This window comes from Paenibacillus sp. AK002, assembly GCF_053903045.1.
The window spans coordinates 2,232,256-2,248,990 of sequence record NZ_CP096377.1; the positions used below are offsets into that span (position 1 = coordinate 2,232,256).

Annotated in this window: 21 protein-coding genes and 1 tRNA gene; 15 read left to right on the forward strand and 7 right to left on the reverse strand. The window is 49.2% G+C overall.

Features of this window, described 5'->3' with window-relative positions; translation table 11 throughout:
• Window position 1: 1 nt before the first annotated feature.
• The 7 genes from M1D70_RS09725 (at window position 2) to M1D70_RS09755 (ending at window position 4,881) form a co-directional block, all read left to right on the forward strand.
• Window positions 2-1,633 carry a hypothetical protein gene (locus M1D70_RS09725; RefSeq protein WP_456289767.1) on the forward strand — a complete coding sequence of 544 codons (1,632 nt, stop codon included), beginning with the start codon at window positions 2-4 and terminating at the stop codon, window positions 1,631-1,633.
• Window positions 1,634-2,415: 782 nt separating this feature from the next.
• The gene (locus tag M1D70_RS09730) at window positions 2,416-3,093 is read left to right on the forward strand and encodes a hypothetical protein (RefSeq protein ID WP_009589614.1); all 678 of its coding nucleotides are present in this window, start codon (window positions 2,416-2,418) and stop codon (window positions 3,091-3,093) included.
• The gene (locus M1D70_RS09735) at window positions 3,035-3,577 is read left to right on the forward strand and encodes an accessory gene regulator ArgB-like protein (RefSeq protein ID WP_433939092.1); all 543 of its coding nucleotides are present in this window, start codon (window positions 3,035-3,037) and stop codon (window positions 3,575-3,577) included. The genes M1D70_RS09730 and M1D70_RS09735 overlap by 59 nt, the downstream gene beginning before the upstream one ends.
• Complete coding sequence (locus M1D70_RS09740) at window positions 3,561-3,701, forward strand: cyclic lactone autoinducer peptide (RefSeq protein WP_009589655.1); 141 nt, start codon at window positions 3,561-3,563, stop codon at window positions 3,699-3,701. The genes M1D70_RS09735 and M1D70_RS09740 overlap by 17 nt, the downstream gene beginning before the upstream one ends.
• 287 nt (window positions 3,702-3,988) lie before the next feature.
• Window positions 3,989-4,195: a hypothetical protein gene (locus M1D70_RS09745; protein ID WP_009589586.1), complete on the forward strand. Its 207-nt coding sequence runs from the start codon at window positions 3,989-3,991 to the stop codon at window positions 4,193-4,195.
• Complete coding sequence (locus M1D70_RS09750) at window positions 4,185-4,448, forward strand: helix-turn-helix domain-containing protein (protein WP_015734291.1); 264 nt, start codon at window positions 4,185-4,187, stop codon at window positions 4,446-4,448. The genes M1D70_RS09745 and M1D70_RS09750 overlap by 11 nt, the downstream gene beginning before the upstream one ends.
• Before the next feature lie 19 nt (window positions 4,449-4,467).
• Window positions 4,468-4,881 (forward strand): hypothetical protein, encoded by a 414-nt coding sequence (locus M1D70_RS09755; RefSeq protein WP_456289768.1) that lies wholly within the window; start codon window positions 4,468-4,470, stop codon window positions 4,879-4,881.
• 144 nt (window positions 4,882-5,025) lie between these two features.
• Here M1D70_RS09755 and M1D70_RS09760 read toward each other — a convergent pair.
• Window positions 5,026-5,098: transfer RNA gene (locus M1D70_RS09760), tRNA-Val, on the reverse strand.
• 136 nt (window positions 5,099-5,234) lie between these two features.
• On the opposite strand from M1D70_RS09760, the gene M1D70_RS09765 reads away from it, so the two are divergent.
• The gene (locus M1D70_RS09765) at window positions 5,235-5,498 is read left to right on the forward strand and encodes a hypothetical protein (protein WP_009589568.1); all 264 of its coding nucleotides are present in this window, start codon (window positions 5,235-5,237) and stop codon (window positions 5,496-5,498) included.
• 354 nt (window positions 5,499-5,852) lie between these two features.
• Entirely contained in the window at window positions 5,853-6,296 is a 444-nt protein-coding gene (locus M1D70_RS09770) for a GNAT family N-acetyltransferase (RefSeq protein ID WP_009589627.1), read from the forward strand.
• Window positions 6,297-6,396: 100 nt separating this feature from the next.
• Here M1D70_RS09770 and M1D70_RS09775 read toward each other — a convergent pair whose 3' ends face one another.
• Together M1D70_RS09775 and M1D70_RS09780 are read right to left on the reverse strand one after the other, a co-directional pair.
• The gene (locus M1D70_RS09775) at window positions 6,397-6,630 is read right to left on the reverse strand and encodes a DUF3892 domain-containing protein (protein ID WP_036665947.1); all 234 of its coding nucleotides are present in this window, start codon (window positions 6,628-6,630) and stop codon (window positions 6,397-6,399) included.
• A 66-nt stretch (window positions 6,631-6,696) separates the two neighbouring features.
• A complete protein-coding gene (locus M1D70_RS09780) occupies window positions 6,697-7,434 on the reverse strand; it encodes an MBL fold metallo-hydrolase (RefSeq protein ID WP_009589688.1) in 738 nt (245 codons plus the stop codon).
• Between the two features lie 251 nt (window positions 7,435-7,685).
• Between M1D70_RS09780 and M1D70_RS09785 the strand changes: the two genes are divergently transcribed.
• Both M1D70_RS09785 and M1D70_RS09790 read left to right on the forward strand, forming a co-directional pair.
• Complete coding sequence (locus M1D70_RS09785; RefSeq protein ID WP_015734300.1) at window positions 7,686-8,240, forward strand: copper amine oxidase; 555 nt, start codon at window positions 7,686-7,688, stop codon at window positions 8,238-8,240.
• A 94-nt stretch (window positions 8,241-8,334) separates the two neighbouring features.
• The gene (locus M1D70_RS09790; RefSeq protein ID WP_009589641.1) at window positions 8,335-8,658 is read left to right on the forward strand and encodes a DUF1292 domain-containing protein; all 324 of its coding nucleotides are present in this window, start codon (window positions 8,335-8,337) and stop codon (window positions 8,656-8,658) included.
• 60 nt (window positions 8,659-8,718) lie between these two features.
• On the opposite strand, the gene M1D70_RS09795 is transcribed toward M1D70_RS09790, so the two are convergent.
• Together M1D70_RS09795 and M1D70_RS09800 are read right to left on the reverse strand one after the other, a co-directional pair.
• A complete protein-coding gene (locus tag M1D70_RS09795; protein ID WP_456290410.1) occupies window positions 8,719-10,194 on the reverse strand; it encodes an aminotransferase class I/II-fold pyridoxal phosphate-dependent enzyme in 1,476 nt (491 codons plus the stop codon).
• A 375-nt stretch (window positions 10,195-10,569) separates the two neighbouring features.
• Window positions 10,570-11,193, reverse strand: a complete 624-nt coding sequence (locus tag M1D70_RS09800) for a DUF1054 domain-containing protein (protein WP_009589608.1) — start codon at window positions 11,191-11,193, stop codon at window positions 10,570-10,572.
• Between the two features lie 267 nt (window positions 11,194-11,460).
• Between M1D70_RS09800 and M1D70_RS09805 the strand changes: the two genes are divergently transcribed.
• Entirely contained in the window at window positions 11,461-12,057 is a 597-nt protein-coding gene (locus M1D70_RS09805) for a hypothetical protein (RefSeq protein ID WP_009589606.1), read from the forward strand.
• Between the two features lie 192 nt (window positions 12,058-12,249).
• A complete protein-coding gene (gndA, locus tag M1D70_RS09810) occupies window positions 12,250-13,659 on the forward strand; it encodes an NADP-dependent phosphogluconate dehydrogenase (protein ID WP_175320731.1) in 1,410 nt (469 codons plus the stop codon).
• 46 nt (window positions 13,660-13,705) lie between these two features.
• Here the strand turns inward: gndA and M1D70_RS09815 are convergent, their stop codons facing one another.
• On the reverse strand, window positions 13,706-14,098 hold the full coding sequence (locus tag M1D70_RS09815) for a hypothetical protein (RefSeq protein ID WP_009589662.1): 393 nt from the start codon (window positions 14,096-14,098) through the stop codon (window positions 13,706-13,708).
• A 190-nt stretch (window positions 14,099-14,288) separates the two neighbouring features.
• Here M1D70_RS09815 and M1D70_RS09820 point away from each other — a divergent pair, with 190 nt between their 5' ends.
• Complete coding sequence (locus tag M1D70_RS09820; RefSeq protein WP_456289769.1) at window positions 14,289-14,807, forward strand: shikimate kinase; 519 nt, start codon at window positions 14,289-14,291, stop codon at window positions 14,805-14,807.
• A 152-nt stretch (window positions 14,808-14,959) separates the two neighbouring features.
• On the opposite strand, the gene M1D70_RS09825 is transcribed toward M1D70_RS09820, so the two are convergent.
• Entirely contained in the window at window positions 14,960-15,268 is a 309-nt protein-coding gene (locus M1D70_RS09825; protein WP_175320732.1) for a rhodanese-like domain-containing protein, read from the reverse strand.
• Window positions 15,269-15,433: 165 nt separating this feature from the next.
• Between M1D70_RS09825 and aroA the strand changes: the two genes are divergently transcribed.
• Window positions 15,434-16,726 (forward strand): 3-phosphoshikimate 1-carboxyvinyltransferase, encoded by a 1,293-nt coding sequence (gene aroA / locus M1D70_RS09830; protein ID WP_009589640.1) that lies wholly within the window; start codon window positions 15,434-15,436, stop codon window positions 16,724-16,726.
• Window positions 16,727-16,735: the final 9 nt, after the last annotated feature.

Genomic DNA, 16,735 nt, shown 5'->3' on the forward strand with positions numbered 1-16,735 from the left:
TATGGCGGGCCCGGAAGTTTCATTTCGAATGCTGAAGCTGCTGGATCGGTTTCAAGGGGTTATCTCGAGAATGGGCGTCGACTATGAAACGCTGCGGCGGATCCTGCATGTCAAGCTGCTGATGGACTCGAGGCGGGCACCCGTCATATTATCTTCAAACAGCCGGAAGGCTGAAGAGCAGGACAAAAACCTGTTTGTCAGTTCCCTCTGGCTGTATGGCTTAATCGGGCTTGTCCTGACGCCGTTTGTGTTCTGGAGCGATCCGGAATATCTGATGCCGATGAGCATCCTGTCCGCCATCCTCATGTTCCTGATCATGACCTCCATGATTTCGGATTTCTCATCCGTGCTTTTGGATGTGCGCGACCGCAGCATTCTGATGACGAAACCGATCGACGGCCGCACGGTCGGCGTGGCCAGATCGATTCATGCCGGCATTTATTTGCTGCTGCTGACCGGAGCGCTATCGGCTGCTTCACTTGCCGTGGGGCTGTTTAAGCATGGCGTGCTGTTCTTTCTGACCTGCATCCTTGAGCTTATTCTCATGAATATGCTCATACTGGTGGGCACCTCCATGATTTATCTGGTGCTGCTGAAATATTGGGACGGAGAGAAACTGAAGGATCTGATCAATTATGTACAGATTGGGCTTTCCGCCACGCTGGCCATCGGCTATCAGTTCGTGATCCGTTCGTTTGATCTGATTGATTTCAATTTGGTATTTACGCCGGCCTGGTGGCAGGTTCTGCTTCCGCCCGTATGGTTTGCGGCTCCATTTGAATGGATGTTCGGCGAGGGGAGCGGGTGGCTGATTGTCCTCTCCTTACTGGCCGTGCTCGTTCCGATTCTGCTTATGGTGGTGTACCTTCGTTATATTCCATCCTTCGAGCAGTATCTGGAAAAGCTGGCGCACAGCGAAGCGGGAAAAGGGCGGGAACGCGGTCGGTTTGACAGGTTTTTGGCCAAAATCGTATGCCGGTCCCGCACGGAACAGGCATGTTTCCGCTTATCTGCCAGCATGCTGAAGAACGAGAGAGAATTCAAGCTGAAGGTGTATCCTACGCTCGGGTTGTCCGTTCTGCTGCCCTACCTGTTCTTTTTCTCCACGATCCGTAATTCCTCCCTGGCGGAAATCGGCAGGGGATCGTCCTACTATGTGCTGCACGTCATGCTCATCATGATTGTCACCGTCGTGATGATGTTGAAATTCTCCGGCAAACCCAAGGCCTTCTGGCTGTTTGGGGCGGCTCCGATGCCAAGCATGAGTCCCTTATATCAAGGAGCTTTAAAGGCTTTTGCCATAAAAATGTTCCTGCCGTTGTTCACTGTGAATGCGATCGTATTCCTGATCTTATTCGGTATTCGGATCCTCCCGGACGTTCTCATCATCCTTCTTACCGGCTTGGTGCTGATTCCTGTGTCGGCCAAGGTAATGCTGCGCCATCCGCCGTTCTCTCAAGCCTTTAATATGGCTCAGCAAAAAGACGGCTGGTGGGTGCTGCTGTTCATTATCGTTGTCGGCGGGCTATGCGGCTTGCACTATTTTAGCAGCACGGTTACCTACGGTATATCGGCCTATATCGTCGCGCTGCTTGCCGCCAATGGTTTGGCTTGGACCAGGCTGTATAAGTGACTGCTTTACTTATACACAATAACATTCCCGTCTAACAAGTCTCATCCTTTTGAAGGGTTGGGGACAAGAATAGAAAATAGGAAGGGGCATCCGGCGGATGCCTCTTCTTGGAATACAGATTAGTTAATCCTATCTTAATTTCTAATCGCGTAAGGTTTATGTCAGAAATAAATAAATACTGTCTTTCCTAAATAGTTGAACAGGAACGTAGGTTCGTATATAATAGAGTTATAGCTAGTTATCTCCTTTTATTAACTCTACACTTCATAGATCCATGATGGATTCCCCCACATATGTATTTAATTACCTGTTGTTATGGCTACATGGCCTTATATAATCGACATAGATGATGATGTCAGGATGTTACGCATCGTGCGACACGAGTTTATTCTGGCTTAGTCATGTTCATAAGGTCGTGGATTCTTGATCATTGATGCTCGTTTTTTGTTTTGCGGATTGAACGTTGCAGTGGTTTGCTTCGTCTTTGGCGTTATAAGCTCCGGGCCGTTGTGCTTGGTAGTTGTATACAAGCCGGAGCTATTGACGCCGTTCGATGTTATTGCATTTTTCATCAGAGCTTCCAGGCATATAAGAAATGGCAGGCGCCATCGGAATTGACCTCAAGAACATGCATCATTCAGGGACGACTCGATAGAAACTGAGGGGCTGAAGATATACGTTTCTTATGGACGTTATAATCATTCAGCGCAATCAGGATGAATCGGGAAGTGGCGTTGTACACATTAAACCATTTCTTTACGGTGTAGGGAGGAAATCTTTGAATGGAAGCTATTTGGTTTATGGTGTTTTCGACTTTTGAAACACTGGCGATTTATTCACTGATCATGACATTGCTTAGATTTAAAACAACGGAGTACATATGGCAGGCCCTGCTGGTTATGATCCTTGCCAATCTACAGAGTTACATCATGCGGAATGAACTCTCGCTCGATTTTCTTGCCCCGCTTATTACGGTAATGATTTTTGTGTTCTTGTTCTCGGCCATCATTAAAATCCCTGTCATTTGGTCGGCGATTTGCACCATTATAGGCTACATGTTTTACGCGTTGATTCAAACCGCCTATTTGACAACGGTGTTCGGATCGATCGATGCCATTCAGACCGATCCTGCCAAAGGTTACATTCTTCAAGTTCTGTCAGGAGCGACGGGACTGCTGATATCCTGGTTGATGTACAGGTTCGGTATTGGGTTTAAGTACGACCTGGAGAAGCTGCGCATTAAATTTGAACATATTCTGTTAATCGCTTTAATTATCGTAGTGCTGATATTAATTGCCATTCTGTTTTACCTCAACCGCCTGTGGCTGCATCTTCTCTTCTTTGGAATCACATTTGGAATCTTCTTGTATTATGCCATCAATACAGAGGAGCGGGAGTCTTATGATCATAGAAGGACTGTCAGAGCGGATAGCGGAGAGGATCAAACGTCAGGTTCCTGATCATCCGTCCTCCGTTCCTGTTTTGAAACACGCGCTCGCCATTCTATTCAACGTGATGTTCATTGTCGTATTCACGCTGCTGATTTCGATCTTCTCGGGTAACGTGAGAGAGGCGGTCATAGCCTTGACGGGCTTCGCCGTACTGAGGCAATTCTCGGGAGGGTATCACCTTAAGACGGGGGCCGGCTGTATTGCATTCACGACAGCACTGTTCACCTTGGTGACTTTTGTTGATATGGGGAATGCAGCTGTGCTCGTTATGAATGCACTTAGTCTGTTGCTGGTTATGCTGTTTGCTCCCAGCCGTATCGAGAGACAATCCCGGATACCGAGCAAGCATTACTCTAAACTCCGCTTGATTAGCTGCTTCATCGTGATGTTCAATTTTGTCCTTCAGTCCCCAACATTGGCTGTCATATTTTTAATCCAGGCCATAAGTTTATTACGCTGGAAAGGAGGACAAGCTCATGTTATGGATCCATAAGATTCGTCATCGTTTTTTTTCGTTCATCGCATCTGCACTGACGTTGGTAGCCGTATTTGTCGTTAATACTGCAAGTCCCGTATTTGTGTACAGCGGAGAGACGCCGGAAGAACTTTTGAAATAAATCTTGATCCAATTGATACGGGGACTGGGGTACTCCAAAAATTTGTGGTAGGTTCATGGTTGTTGAATGAGATATGGGCCGTAGTAGCCGGTGCCTGTTGGCGCCGGTTTTTATTATGACTAAGGAAGCTGCAGCTGAGCCCATAACGGTCGGTTCCATCGATGCCCCAATGATTGCGAGTTTTTTAGTAATGGATGCCAAGCCAATTAGGGTAAAATTGACATTGATGAAAGAACGGGTGTTCGCATATAATACAAACAAACGTTCTTATCAGAGGTGGGTGCATCATGTTTGAGAAATACCTGGAGCAAACCGTAGAAATCATATACGAAGACCGTAAGGGCAACATTACCCAGCGCAAAATACAGATACACAGCATTAAGGATCAGCGGATTCGGGCAACGTGCCTGGAGACGGGAAAGCCTCGGGTATTCAATGAAAACAATATCCTGTCCTGGAGGCCCCAGAAAGGAAGAGGTTCGCATGCTTCCTGATCTGGAACGAAAACTGCTCCGAATTTTGATCAACTATCCGGCGCATCGCAGCCGTGTCCCGACCTTACGGTTACTTAAGTATCTAACGGGACGTAAACCGAACGAAATTATGGAGGGCATAGCTTCATTGGAGGAACAAGGCTATATTATGTTTAAGAACAAGCGGGAATTGCAGAGCCTGATTGTGCTGAAGGAAGAGGCACAGCCCGTTCAAAGAGTGGAAAGAGCTGCGGATTACTGGACGACACATTGAGTCGGCAGGAGGTATAGAAATGCCTGTGCTTAGAGATTGCACGGATGAGGGGACACGAGCCGAATTTCATTTTATATCCCGTATCCCTGGAAAGTACGAAGGATGCCAAATCAACTTTAAATTTTATGATTCCAACCGATTCATCTATGATTTGAATTTCGGTTGGACGAATCTAACGATTCATAATTATATTACAGTAACTACGGAATTTCCGTTGGACACACTGAATGGATTCAAATTAGATGGATTATATATGTCATTCGAAAAACATCTTTATCAATTAAGCTGGAAAAGAAGCCAATCGGAAGGTATTTATGAGTTGGGCTTTTTTGGGTCTGATCAAGACTTCACGCTTACTACTGATATAGACTCTGTCAGAAAGTTTGGTTCTCAATTTAAGTTGGAATGGGATCAAGCACCGATATTCGATTGATTTTTTGCGTCTTAGGGAAGGGCAAAATTGTGGGTACTTGGCCCTCTTTAGTTTCCCCCAATTCGTCCCCAAAAGGTGAAACTCGCAAAGGTAGTCAAAAGCATAAAAAGAAAGGAGCCCTTGCTACGCAAGGACTCTTCGTGATGATCTGTAGTGGGCTCGAACCACTGACCCCTACCCTGTCAAGATAGTGCTCTCCCAGCTGAGCTAACAGATCATGAAATATTTAAAAAGGTAATTCATATATTACCAGCAGACAAGGCGGCTGTCAATGGTTTTCTACGTTATAAAATATCACGTTCCGGTTCAGACTAAATACAGCATGAATTTGCCAATGAAGGAGCGAGAATGGCATGACAGGTGGAATATCCCATCGTTTCAAGCGAGCGGGACTGGTGCTCTCGTTATTGGCGGTATCTATTGTGGGCGGCGGCTGCAGTGTCCCGGAAAGAACATCGGTGCAATTGGAGCCGCTGCATGCCCCTGCAGCGCCCGTGATGCTGGATGTGTACGGGCGTTCCGTGGATCAGGACGTATATTCCAAGCAGGGAAGCGGGGTGCTGGAGCCGGTATCCCCGATGGATGCGGAGGACACGTTAAGGGATCTCCATCCATAAAGAGCTCCAGGACGGCTTTGTGCTTAAAGCGGCGCCAACCATTATGATGATCTCTGCATGAACAGTGAGCAGAACAAACCGCCGGCTGGCAGGCTGGCGGTTTGTCGTAAGTCGGCCGATGCTATTCCTCATCCCATTTGCGGGAATAACCTTTTTTGATCGTCCAGAAGGTGGGATAGATGATCAGGGCAGCAATGACCACAGCCCAAAATATCGTGGCTCCCATGCTCATAAAGGCAATGCTCCTTTCATGAAGACGTTAGCTTCTACTACTATACAGGAAAACGAATATTTTGTATAATATCTCGACCTGCGATATCACGAGGAATTGATTCTACATAAAGAGGTGTTGAAATGGCAGCAGAAATCATCAATGTATCAACGGAAGAGCAGTTGCAGCAGGCGCTGGATATCCGAAAGGATGTGTTTGTCCTAGAACAGAAGGTGCCGATCGATTTGGAGATCGATGCTTACGACCGCCTGGAATCGGATGCACACCATGTCTTGATCAAGTCGGAGGGGCAGTACGCCGCAACCGGGCGTATTACCTATTACAATAAGGATTCCGCCAAAATGCAGCGGATCGCGGTGCGGAAGCCGTTCCGTTCCAAAGGGATTGGCCGTGTGCTGATGATGGCGCTGGAAGCGCAGGCTCGTGAACTAAAGCTGCAATATTCCGTGCTCGATGCACAGGTGCAGGCAGAGGCTTTTTACCGCAAGCTGGGGTATGAGACGATTTCGGACGAGCCGTTTGATGATGCAGGCATTCCCCATGTTCGCATGAAAAAGGAATTGTAAGGCCGCAAACCAAACCAAATAAGATGCCGGTCATTAACGCATCGTCCCCAAAAAAAGGAAAGACCTAGAGCATCGCCTCGAGGTCTTTTTTGCGCATAAATTAGAACGTCGGCAAATTGTCCAGGTTGTTGCTGGGATCGCCATCCGCATTGGAACGAAGATGTTCGTCTCCATCACGTCCACGGAATACGTTCAGGTTCTTGATTTCCTTATTCTTGGCCATCTGTTGGGCCGTCTTGTAATCCACGACGCTGCCGTTATCCAGCTTAAGTTCGATGATGTCGCCATCACCATTTTTACGTACGCCTACAACTTCTTGTTGTCCTTGATCCATATGAATCGCCTCCCGGCCTTATTATTCCCGGGAACCCTCGTAAACTATGCATTGACGCATATTGAACTACAATTCGTATACCCGCTGCTGCTCCACGAATTCCATGTTTCCGGTCTTGCCGATGAAAGCTTCGACCTCATCGCTGTAATGCATCAGATAGGTACGCTCCTGAATTTCTTGAGGCAGGCTGAGCAGTTCATCGAGTGTCGTATGCACCTCGCCCGGACCCTGCAGCTGGCATTCATGCAGAATCACTTCGCAATCCCGTTCATTTACCAATTGCTTCAGCAGGATGGGGTCGAATACCATGTCCGCGCTGTAAAAAATCCGATCGTTCAAATAAAGCGAATAGCTGTCTTTGCCCGGAATATGCTGCGTATGAATCAGCTCCACCGAGATTCCGGATGAAATAGCGGCCTTCACGCCCGGTTTCAAAGGATGCACGTCAAATACATCCTGAAGGGAAGAGATATGCCCGTGCTGATATAATCCGCCCTTGAGTGTATGTTCCCATATCGGTTCCACCAGCGCGTCAGCAATATAGAGCGGAAGTTTGCGATTGTATTTCATCTTCATAATAAACGCAAGCTCCTCCAACCCGCCAACATGGTCGGCATGGATATGCGTAATGAGCACGGCGTCCACATCGTTAAACGTTTTGTTCATCTGATGCAGCGCCAACGGTGCAGTGATTCCGCAGTCGATGAGCAACGTGAAATTTCCGTCATGTATCAGTGCGTTATTGTTATAGTAGTTCTTGGCAAACGCACTGCCGGTGCCAAGCATTTGCAATGTCAGTGTCAATGGATGAAACCTCCTGATGAAATGATGTATAGTCCAAGTATGCTTATGTGTATTTTAACGAATTTCTTGTGTATTTACACGGAGTATATGCTCGAAACGGAGCCGTAATGCTGCAAAAATCGTGATAGGATCAAGCCTTGAAGCACGAGAAAAAAATTTTACCACAAAGTGCAAAATTGTCCGCAACTTGTTTTTTGACATGTAGTATACACATATAACAACAAGAAGAGCCAATGGAGGGAACGTATGAAATGAAGTGGAAAAAAGTGATGGCATGTATGCTAGTGCTCTCTTTAATGGGTGGCAGCACCCTTTTGTTTGCGGATTCCGTCAATGAACGTGTTCGTGTTTGGCTGAACGGACGCGAATTGAAGGATGGCGGATATTTGATTGATGGCAAAACCTATGTGCCGGTCCGGGAATTTGACGGGGCTGTGGACTGGAATTCGGCGAATGGACAAGTCCAGGTCGTCAAGCCGAATGTGCATATTTTTCTCTTTAAAGGAGATACTGTATTCGGCAACGTAAACAAAGGCAAGCTGAAATTCAATGTATTTAGCCAGGTAGACAGCTTAAACAACAATATTCATGCCGTGAAAGTAGCGATTGAGGATCCTTCGGGCAATATCAAGGACATCCAGTCCCAGGAAGTGAAGGACCGCAAGGATAACTTCTGGTTCCGAACCTATGATTTCACTTATGATTTCAAAACGGCCGGAAAATACTCGGTAGGCTTTTATGTAAAAGTCAAATCGGATGACGGTTTTGTGAAGGTTGCGGAGAAAGTGATTACCGCCCTAAATTGATGGGTCCATAGCCGCTTGGCAAAAATTGACCTGAAGAAGCTATCCGTGATACGATACGAAAGTATGATAATTTAACCGAAGTGAGGTTTTTTCAATGAGCGAACACAAACATGAACACGGAGATGCTTGCGGCTGCGGTCACGATCATGACCACGATCACGAACATGAAGAGTTTGTGCTGACATTGACGGATGAAGAAGGAAAAGAAGTAGAGATGGTTCTCGTGGAGACATTTGATGTCGGCGAGAAGCTTTACGCGCTTTTGCTTGAACGCGAGAATCCGGAAGCGGACGGCGTCATTCTACGTATGGAAGAAGAGAACGAGGAAATGGTTCTTTACAATATTGAGGACGAAGACGAATGGAATGAAGTAGAGGCGGTTTACAACGAACTGGTCGCTGCTGCAAACCAGGAGTAACACTCCCTAACGAAAAACCCGGTGCGAACCACTCGCACCGGGTTTTTTGTAGTTGCTGCCTTAGAATATAGGATCCGTTTCCACGATAACTTTCACGTTCTGAATGCTGCGGTCCTCAGGACCTTTGACAGGAAGGCCGACATCGACATGATCGGTAATGTAATCGATGTTTTCCTGGGAAATAACTTCGCCCGGAAGCAAGATCGGAATCCCCGGCGGGTAGACATAGATGAATTCGGCAATAATGCGTCCGGCCGATTCCTTGAACGGCACGACCTCCGTATCCCCATAAAACGCATCGCGGGGAATGAGCGACAGCTGCGGAATTTCCGGCGTTTTCACGACCAGCTCATTAATTTCGTTCACGTGCATGTACTGGTCCGAAAGCTCGCGGAGCGCCGTCAGCAAAATATCGATTGTCTCCCGGTTGTCCCCCGGTGTAATGAGGCACAAAATGTTGTACATATCGCTGAGCTCCACTTCAATATTGTAGTGGTCCCGCAGCCAGTTCTCGGTTTCATATCCCGTGATGCCAAGATGGCGTACATGAACCGTCAGCTTGGTCGGATCATAGGAGTGCGTTGCTTCTCCGCCCAGTATTTCCTGCCCGAAGCAGTACAGGCCTTCGATTTTATTGACTTCGTTTCGTGCATATTGCGCCAATTCAATCGTCCTTGCAGCCATTTCCCGTCCATGCAGCGCCAGGCTCCGGCGAGAAGTATCCAGCGATGCCAGCAGGATGTAGGAGGTCGACGTTGTGGTCAGCATACTGATGATGGTCTGCACGCGGTAAGGATTGATGTATCCGTTCTTGGTGTTCACGTTCAGCACGGAGCTTTGGGTCATCGATCCGCCGAGTTTATGAACGCTGGTGGCAGCCATATCGGCACCGGCTTCCATCGCCGACATCGGAAGTTCTTCATGAAAATGGATCAGAACCCCGTGTGCTTCGTCCACAAGCACGGGAACGTTGTAGCTGTGGGCCAAATCGACGATTTCCTTCAGGTTGGCGCTCACCCCGAAGTATGTCGGATTGATGACCAGTACGGCCTTGACGTCAGGGTGACGCTTTAGCGCTTTCCGTACGGAGCTGATCGTGATCCCGTGATCGATCCCCACATTGGAATCCTGGGCAGGCGATACGAACACAGGCTTGGCACCGGTGAAGATGATGGCGGAAAGCACGGATTTATGAACGTTGCGCGGTACGATGATTTTATCGCCGGGCGAGCATACCGACATGATCATGGTCATGATCGCTCCGCTTGTCCCTTGGACACTGAAGTAAGTGTGGTCGGCACCGAATGCGTCGGCGGCCAGCTTCTGGGCTTCTTCAATGACGCCTGTAGGCTGATGCAAATCATCCAGCGGCGCAATATTGATCAAATCTATAGAAAAGGCGTTATCCCCTATAAATTCCCTGAATTCGGCATCGGTGCCGAGGCCCTTCTTATGTCCCGGAATGTGAAATTGCACGGGGTTTTTGGCCGCGTGTTCTTTAAGCGCGGTGAAGAGCGGTGTACGACTGTGGTCCATGGACGTTGTCACAACCTTTCCTTATGTTTATTTTCTTATGGTTTGTCGATTTCTGTTTTTATATAAACAAAATTGAGTATAGCAAAATAGGGGGGGAATGCAAGAAGAATGACCGGCTTTTTTTGCACGGCCCGGCAGCGCTTCATACTTTAGACATATAAAGGCGGAGGGATATGTTCTTCATCGTTCCTTCATTAAAATATCATCCATAAGATAAACGTCTATCGACGTACTTTCTCAGAAGACAGACCGCGGTTAAAGGAAGTTTTTCTTGCGATTATAGAATTGTTCAGCTTCGCTGAAAATTTATAAATTCTATAATCTTAAAAAAAGAGCTGCATCCGCAGCCCATTTTCGTAAATATCCCACGCCAGTTTAAAACGCCATTTTATAAAGCGGCAGCAGCGTCTCAAACGTCTCCTGCACCTTTTGCACCAGCTCGTCCCCTTCAAGCTTGACGGCTTCCTCGCGCGGAATGCGCAGTCCGCACATGACCTCAGCCTTTTTCACCTGTTTCAGCTTCTCAATGAGGCGAACGAAATCCTCCTCGCTCATGTCCTGGTGAGGGGTGCCGGCCGGATTCATATGATCCATGGACCAATAGAAATGTTTAGGCAGCGCCTTCGCTGTTTTCTTCAGCTTGGCTTCCAGGTTGCCGGCAAATACGGTTTTGTTGGGGCTTTCGTAAATAATCGCGAAGATAACAAACAGATGGGTTCCGAACATGCCCACCTCAAAATGAGGCAGCGCTTTGTAGCCCCGTTTGCTGGCAGCCCATGCGACCCAGGTGTCAATCGGGGGATTAACGGTTCGTCTGGCATGCTTGGCCACATGCACGAACATCTCTTCCCCGACCAGCGCGGACACATAGGGGGCAAGCTCGGCCCCCAGCGTCTCAAGCTTGGGTCTTACCCGTTCAATGAGAACCTCCATACGGGCTTCGAGCCCTGGAACGGAGAATACGTCGAAATCCTGATCTTTAAATCCGGTAACCGTCATGAATGTGATGGCCTCCCTGTTGTTTATGATGAACACTTACTAAACTCGGCTTTTGGATAACCCATTATACCATAAGGCGAGTGGACGTCAGGCATGACCCAGGAAAGTTTCACCGTATTTTCATGCGGGTTAAAAATAGTCAATAAACCAAGTTACCGTTACATAAGATGGAGTATAAGATATAGATAAGACAACATCAAAAGCAGCCATGGGGGAAATCTTCACCGTCGTTTTTCAGATCGGTAGTAAACCGGAGGAGGGAGTGCCGTGAATAAGAGCGAGGAAGTGGAGTATTGCAACCTGGAGCTCCGGTTTGATCGCCGGCATATCCAGGACCTAATCAAGGAATTGATCCAGGAAGGATATTCGCTTTACTGGAGCGAGAATGATACGCAGTTTGTCATTTCGATCCGAACCGGACGCAAGCTGGTAAAGCTGCGGTTTCAACGGACAGGAAGCGGTTTTAAGCTGGTAGGCGATTATATGATCCGCGATCCCAAGCTTGCGGAATGGATGGAGAAATTGATCGAGAATACCCGTGGTCACGCTGTCGTCAAACGTTTCAAGGACCGGCAGATATTGATCGAGAATATTTTGTTTGGCGAGGTTATAAGGCTGGTGGAAATATCCGGTTACCGGCAGCGGGTGCTGTTTCAGAAGGGGACGCCGATGACGGAGCAGGAAATGGTGCGGTTGTTCGAATCGGATGAGGGGGAACAGCGGCTCCTTCTATCCAGGCTGGAAACCGATGATGAGCTTGAGAAGCTCCATGCCGCCCTGCAAGAGGGGAATCAGGACAAAATCGCGGCCTGCAAGCAAAGACTCCGCGAGCTTTCCTTGGAGCTGATGAGGCTGGAGTGGTAATTCACTTCATCGAACGATACAAGAGTAAAGCACGAACAACACTCCGAAACCGAAGGGGTGTTTTCGCGCGTGTTCTCATTTTGTGACAGGGGTTCACTTGTCAAATGAAAAACGTTAATATAAGATTATTGCAAATCATCTCGTAGGGATGGGTTGTTTAAAAATATATTGGAGCAAAGGATGGAGAACCAGATGTCAAAACAACAAATCGGTGTGATTGGCCTTGCTGTAATGGGAAAAAACCTGGCCCTGAACATCGAAAGCAAAGGCTTCACCGTTTCCGTATATAACCGCTCTCCGCAAAAAACGGAAGATATGCTGAAGGAAACCGAAGGCAAGCAAGTGAAAGGAACGTTCTCGATCGAAGAATTCGTGGATTCCCTTGAAACTCCTCGCAAAATCCTGATCATGGTACAGGCAGGACAAGCTACGGACGCTACGATTGAACAGCTGATTCCGCATTTGGACCAAGGCGATATCATCATCGATGGAGGTAACGCTTATTTCCCTGATACGCAGCGCCGCAGCAAAGAGTTGGCTGAAAAAGGCTTTAACTTTATCGGTGCAGGCGTTTCCGGCGGCGAAGAAGGCGCATTGAAAGGCCCATCGATCATGCCTGGCGGACAAGAAAGTGCTTATAAGCTGGTTGAGCCTATTCTGACGGCCATTTCCGCGAAGGTTAACGAAGAGCCTTGCTGTACATATATCGGACCGGACGGTGCCGGCCATTATGTAAAAATGGTTCACAACGGTATCGAATACGGCGATATGCAGCTCATTTGCGAAGCGTATCAATTGCTGAAAGACGTACTCGGCCTCGATGCGAAGGATCTTCACGGAATCTTCACGGAGTGGAACCAAGGCGAGCTCGACAGCTACCTGATCGAGATCACGGCTGACATTTTCTCCAAATACGACGAAGAAACCGGCAAGCCGATGGTTGACGTCATCCTGGATACGGCGGGTCAAAAAGGAACAGGCAAATGGACAAGCCAAAGCTCCCTGGATCTGGGCGTGCCGCTTTCCATGATCACCGAATCCGTATTCTCCCGTTTCCTCTCCGCGATGAAAGAAGAGCGCGTTGCGGCAAGCAAAATCCTGAATGGTCCAAAAACGGCTGCATTTGACGGCGACAAAGCCGAGTTCATCGAAAATGTGCGCAAAGCGCTGTTTGCGAGCAAGATCGTATCCTACGCTCAAGGCTTCGCACAGCTTCGCGTAGCATCCGATGAATACGGCTGGAACCTGCAATACGGCAACCTCGCTAAAATCTGGCGCGGCGGCTGCATTATCCGTTCCCGCTTCCTGCAGAACATCACCGATGCGTATGAGAACAATCCGGAGCTTAAGAACCTGCTGCTGGATCCGTTCTTTACCGATATAATCGAATCCTATCAAGATGCATGGCGTAAAGTTGTAGCTTCCGCGGTATCCTTGGGTATTCCGGTGCCTGGATTCTCCAGTGCGCTTGCATACTACGACAGCTACCGTACGGCGAACCTGCCAGCGAACCTGCTGCAGGCTCAGCGCGACTACTTCGGAGCGCACACCTTTAAACGCGTTGACAAAGAAGGAACCTTCCACTACAACTGGATGGAGTAATCCTGCTTTTTTATCAGCAGCGTGAATTCGACGCTTCCCGGATGGACTAATTCTGCTCTCTTGCAGCAGGATGGATACCGTCCTCAGGGATCGAGGGCATCGATTCAAACGTGCGGGCTTGAGCAGGGGAGATAGCCTCCGCCAGCTCGGGAAGCCCGTGCATGGCTTCTAAGAGACAGGTGCGGATGTCGCCGTTCTTTGTGTGAAAGTGGTTTCCGCTTCCGAGCAAGAGCAGCGCGGCTTCGCAATAACTGTTGAAATTTTGCAGCAACCGTGGCTTTGAAAGATCTTGCAGCGCAGGATCCTTCAGAGCCACTTTTTTTTGGACAAAATGAAGCACCCACATCACGTCCTCGCGGCATAGCGGGTAAGATGGATCGAGCATCCGGCGGATCCGCTTGGCCGAGGAAGAGAGTCCGGTTGGATGAAATGGCACCATGGGTTCATTCCTTTCTTCTAATCTTGCATTCTTGTAACAGTGTATGATGCTTGGGAACAAGATAGACTCCATAAATAGGGGCTTGGCTTGAGGCATTTGGATTACAATTTAGAGAGTCGGGTCCATTGTCGAAAGATTTGGGGCTGTGGTATGATATGAACAACCTTTACAGTGAAGCAGCGAATGGGGTGTGAAATTGGATAAGCTGGGTAGAAACATCATTCTGATCGGGATGATGGGTACGGGCAAGTCAACCGTGGGGCGTCTCGTGGCGGACTCGCTCGGCTACAACTTGATAGATCTGGATGCGGAAATTGAGAGAATGGAAGGCAGAACGATTTCCGAGATGTTTGAAAAGGATGGAGAGCCGTATTTCCGCGAGGCTGAATCCGCTGCATTGCGCAGCGTTTTGCTCCGGGATGGAATCGTCCTGGCATCCGGCGGCGGAGCTGTCCTTCGTTCCGACAATTGCGACGTAATGAAACGCGGCGGCTGGGTCGTTGCCCTCACAGCGGATGCAGCCAGCATCGTGGGACGCGTACGGGGCGATGCCAACCGGCCGCTGCTTGCGGGCGATGTCGAAGAGAGGGTTCGGCGCATCCTCGATGAGCGAAAGGACAAATACCGGTTTGCGGACGTGATGGTGGATACGGTTGGCCGATCCGCGGATGAAGTGGCGGCTGACATTTTAACGCATTACCGCGGCTAAGATGATAAGCGAACCCGGCTTGGCATGGAGATAGATGAGACCTGAGGGTTTGACCAAGGGAGCTTGTGAGCGGGATCAACTCAAGCACAAGCACAAGCACAAGCAAAAAAAGGCGGGGATCACCTTCATCCCGCACCTTCTTTACGGCTTGCCTATACTTCATCGTCATGCCACTGCAGCATGCCGCCCTTCATGTTGATCACGTTGTTCAAGCCCTGGTGATTGAGAAATTCGCATACGTGTTGACTGCGTCCGCCGCTGCGGCAGATAAAGACAACCTCTTGGTCGCGCGGAATTTCGTCCAGGCGGTTCGGAATCTCGCCCATCGGGATATGCTTGGCACCGCTGATCATCCCGGCGGCAACCTCTTCATCTTCGCGGACATCAATCATGTACACCTGTTCGCCGTTTTGAAGCCGGCTTCTAAGCTCCGAAGTTTCCATCTGAGGGATCGGTTTCATCATATAGACCTCTTTTCTTATCATAAATGAGTAAGATCGCAAACGATCTGATTTTCCGGTTCACATGAACTATGATAACCAAGCGGTTCTTTCCCTGTCAATTTATCCTAGGGAGATTGTATTGCTGGTAATCGCAACACTATATACAAGGGAGAGATTCATACGATGGATGTTATCGTCAGGCCTACGCCTATTTTAAAAGGGGAGATCGGAGCGCTGTCCTCCAAGAACTATACCACCCGTTACCTGCTTGTGGCTGCCCTAGCGGAAGGAACGAGCACGATTTATTACCCTGCCCACAGCGAGGATAGCGACGCGATGAGACGCTGTATCCGGGATCTCGGAGCCGTGATCGAGGAGGACGAGGAAAAAGCCGTGATTACGGGCTTTGGCAAATCGCCGCGGGATGTGAAGGAGCTGAATGTCGGCAACGCCGGTGCCGTTCTCCGCTTCTTGATGGGCGTAACGGCATTATCTAAAGAGGTTACCTTCGTCAATGCGTACCCGGAATCACTGGGCAAGCGTCCGCATGACGATCTCATCGAGGCCCTTGGCCAACTGGGTGTGGAAGTGGAGCATAACGAAGGCAGGCTGCCCATCACGATTCGCGGCGGCCAGCCGAAGGGCGGCAAGCTCACCGTTTCAGGCGAAGTAAGCTCGCAGTATTTAAGCGCACTGTTGTTCTTGACCCCATTGCTTGCCGAAGACAGCGAAATCACCGTTACCGGAGATCTGAAATCCAAGGTCGTGATCGGTCAGACCCTGGAAGTGCTGGAGCAGGCCGGCATTACGATTCACGCAGCGGACGACTATACGTTCTTCCGGGTTCCCGGGGGGCAATCCTACGAAGCCAAGACCTATACGGTTCAAGGCGATTATCCGGGCTCTGCTGCCGTGCTAGCGGCTGCCGCTGTTACGCAGTCCGATGTGACGATCCGCAATCTGTCGGAGGACAGCAAGCAGGGCGAGCGCGCCATTATCGACGTTCTGCGAATGATGGAGGTTCCGCTCACGCATGAGAACGGAAATGTCCATGTGCAGGGCAACCGCACGCTAAAGGCGCTGGAATTCGACGGAGATGCGGCGACGGACGCGGTGCTCGCGATGGTGGCGGCAGCCGTGTTTGCCGAAGGGACCTCCCGGTTCTACAACGTGGAGAATCTCCGTTATAAGGAATGCGATCGGATTACGGATTATTTGACCGAACTGCGTAAAGCAGGGGCCAACGTGGAGGAGCGCCAGGCCGAGATTATCGTTCATGGCCGTCCGGACGGCGTCGAGGGCGGGGTTGAGATCAATGCCCATTACGATCACCGGGTGATCATGGCCCTCACGGTGGTCGGGCTGCGCGCAGGACAGCCGATCCGGATCAAGGACGCCCACCATGTAGCCAAGTCGTACCCGCAATATTTTGATCACATGAAGGCGCTTGGCGCCGATGTAGAATGGGTAAAATAGAGGAATAGG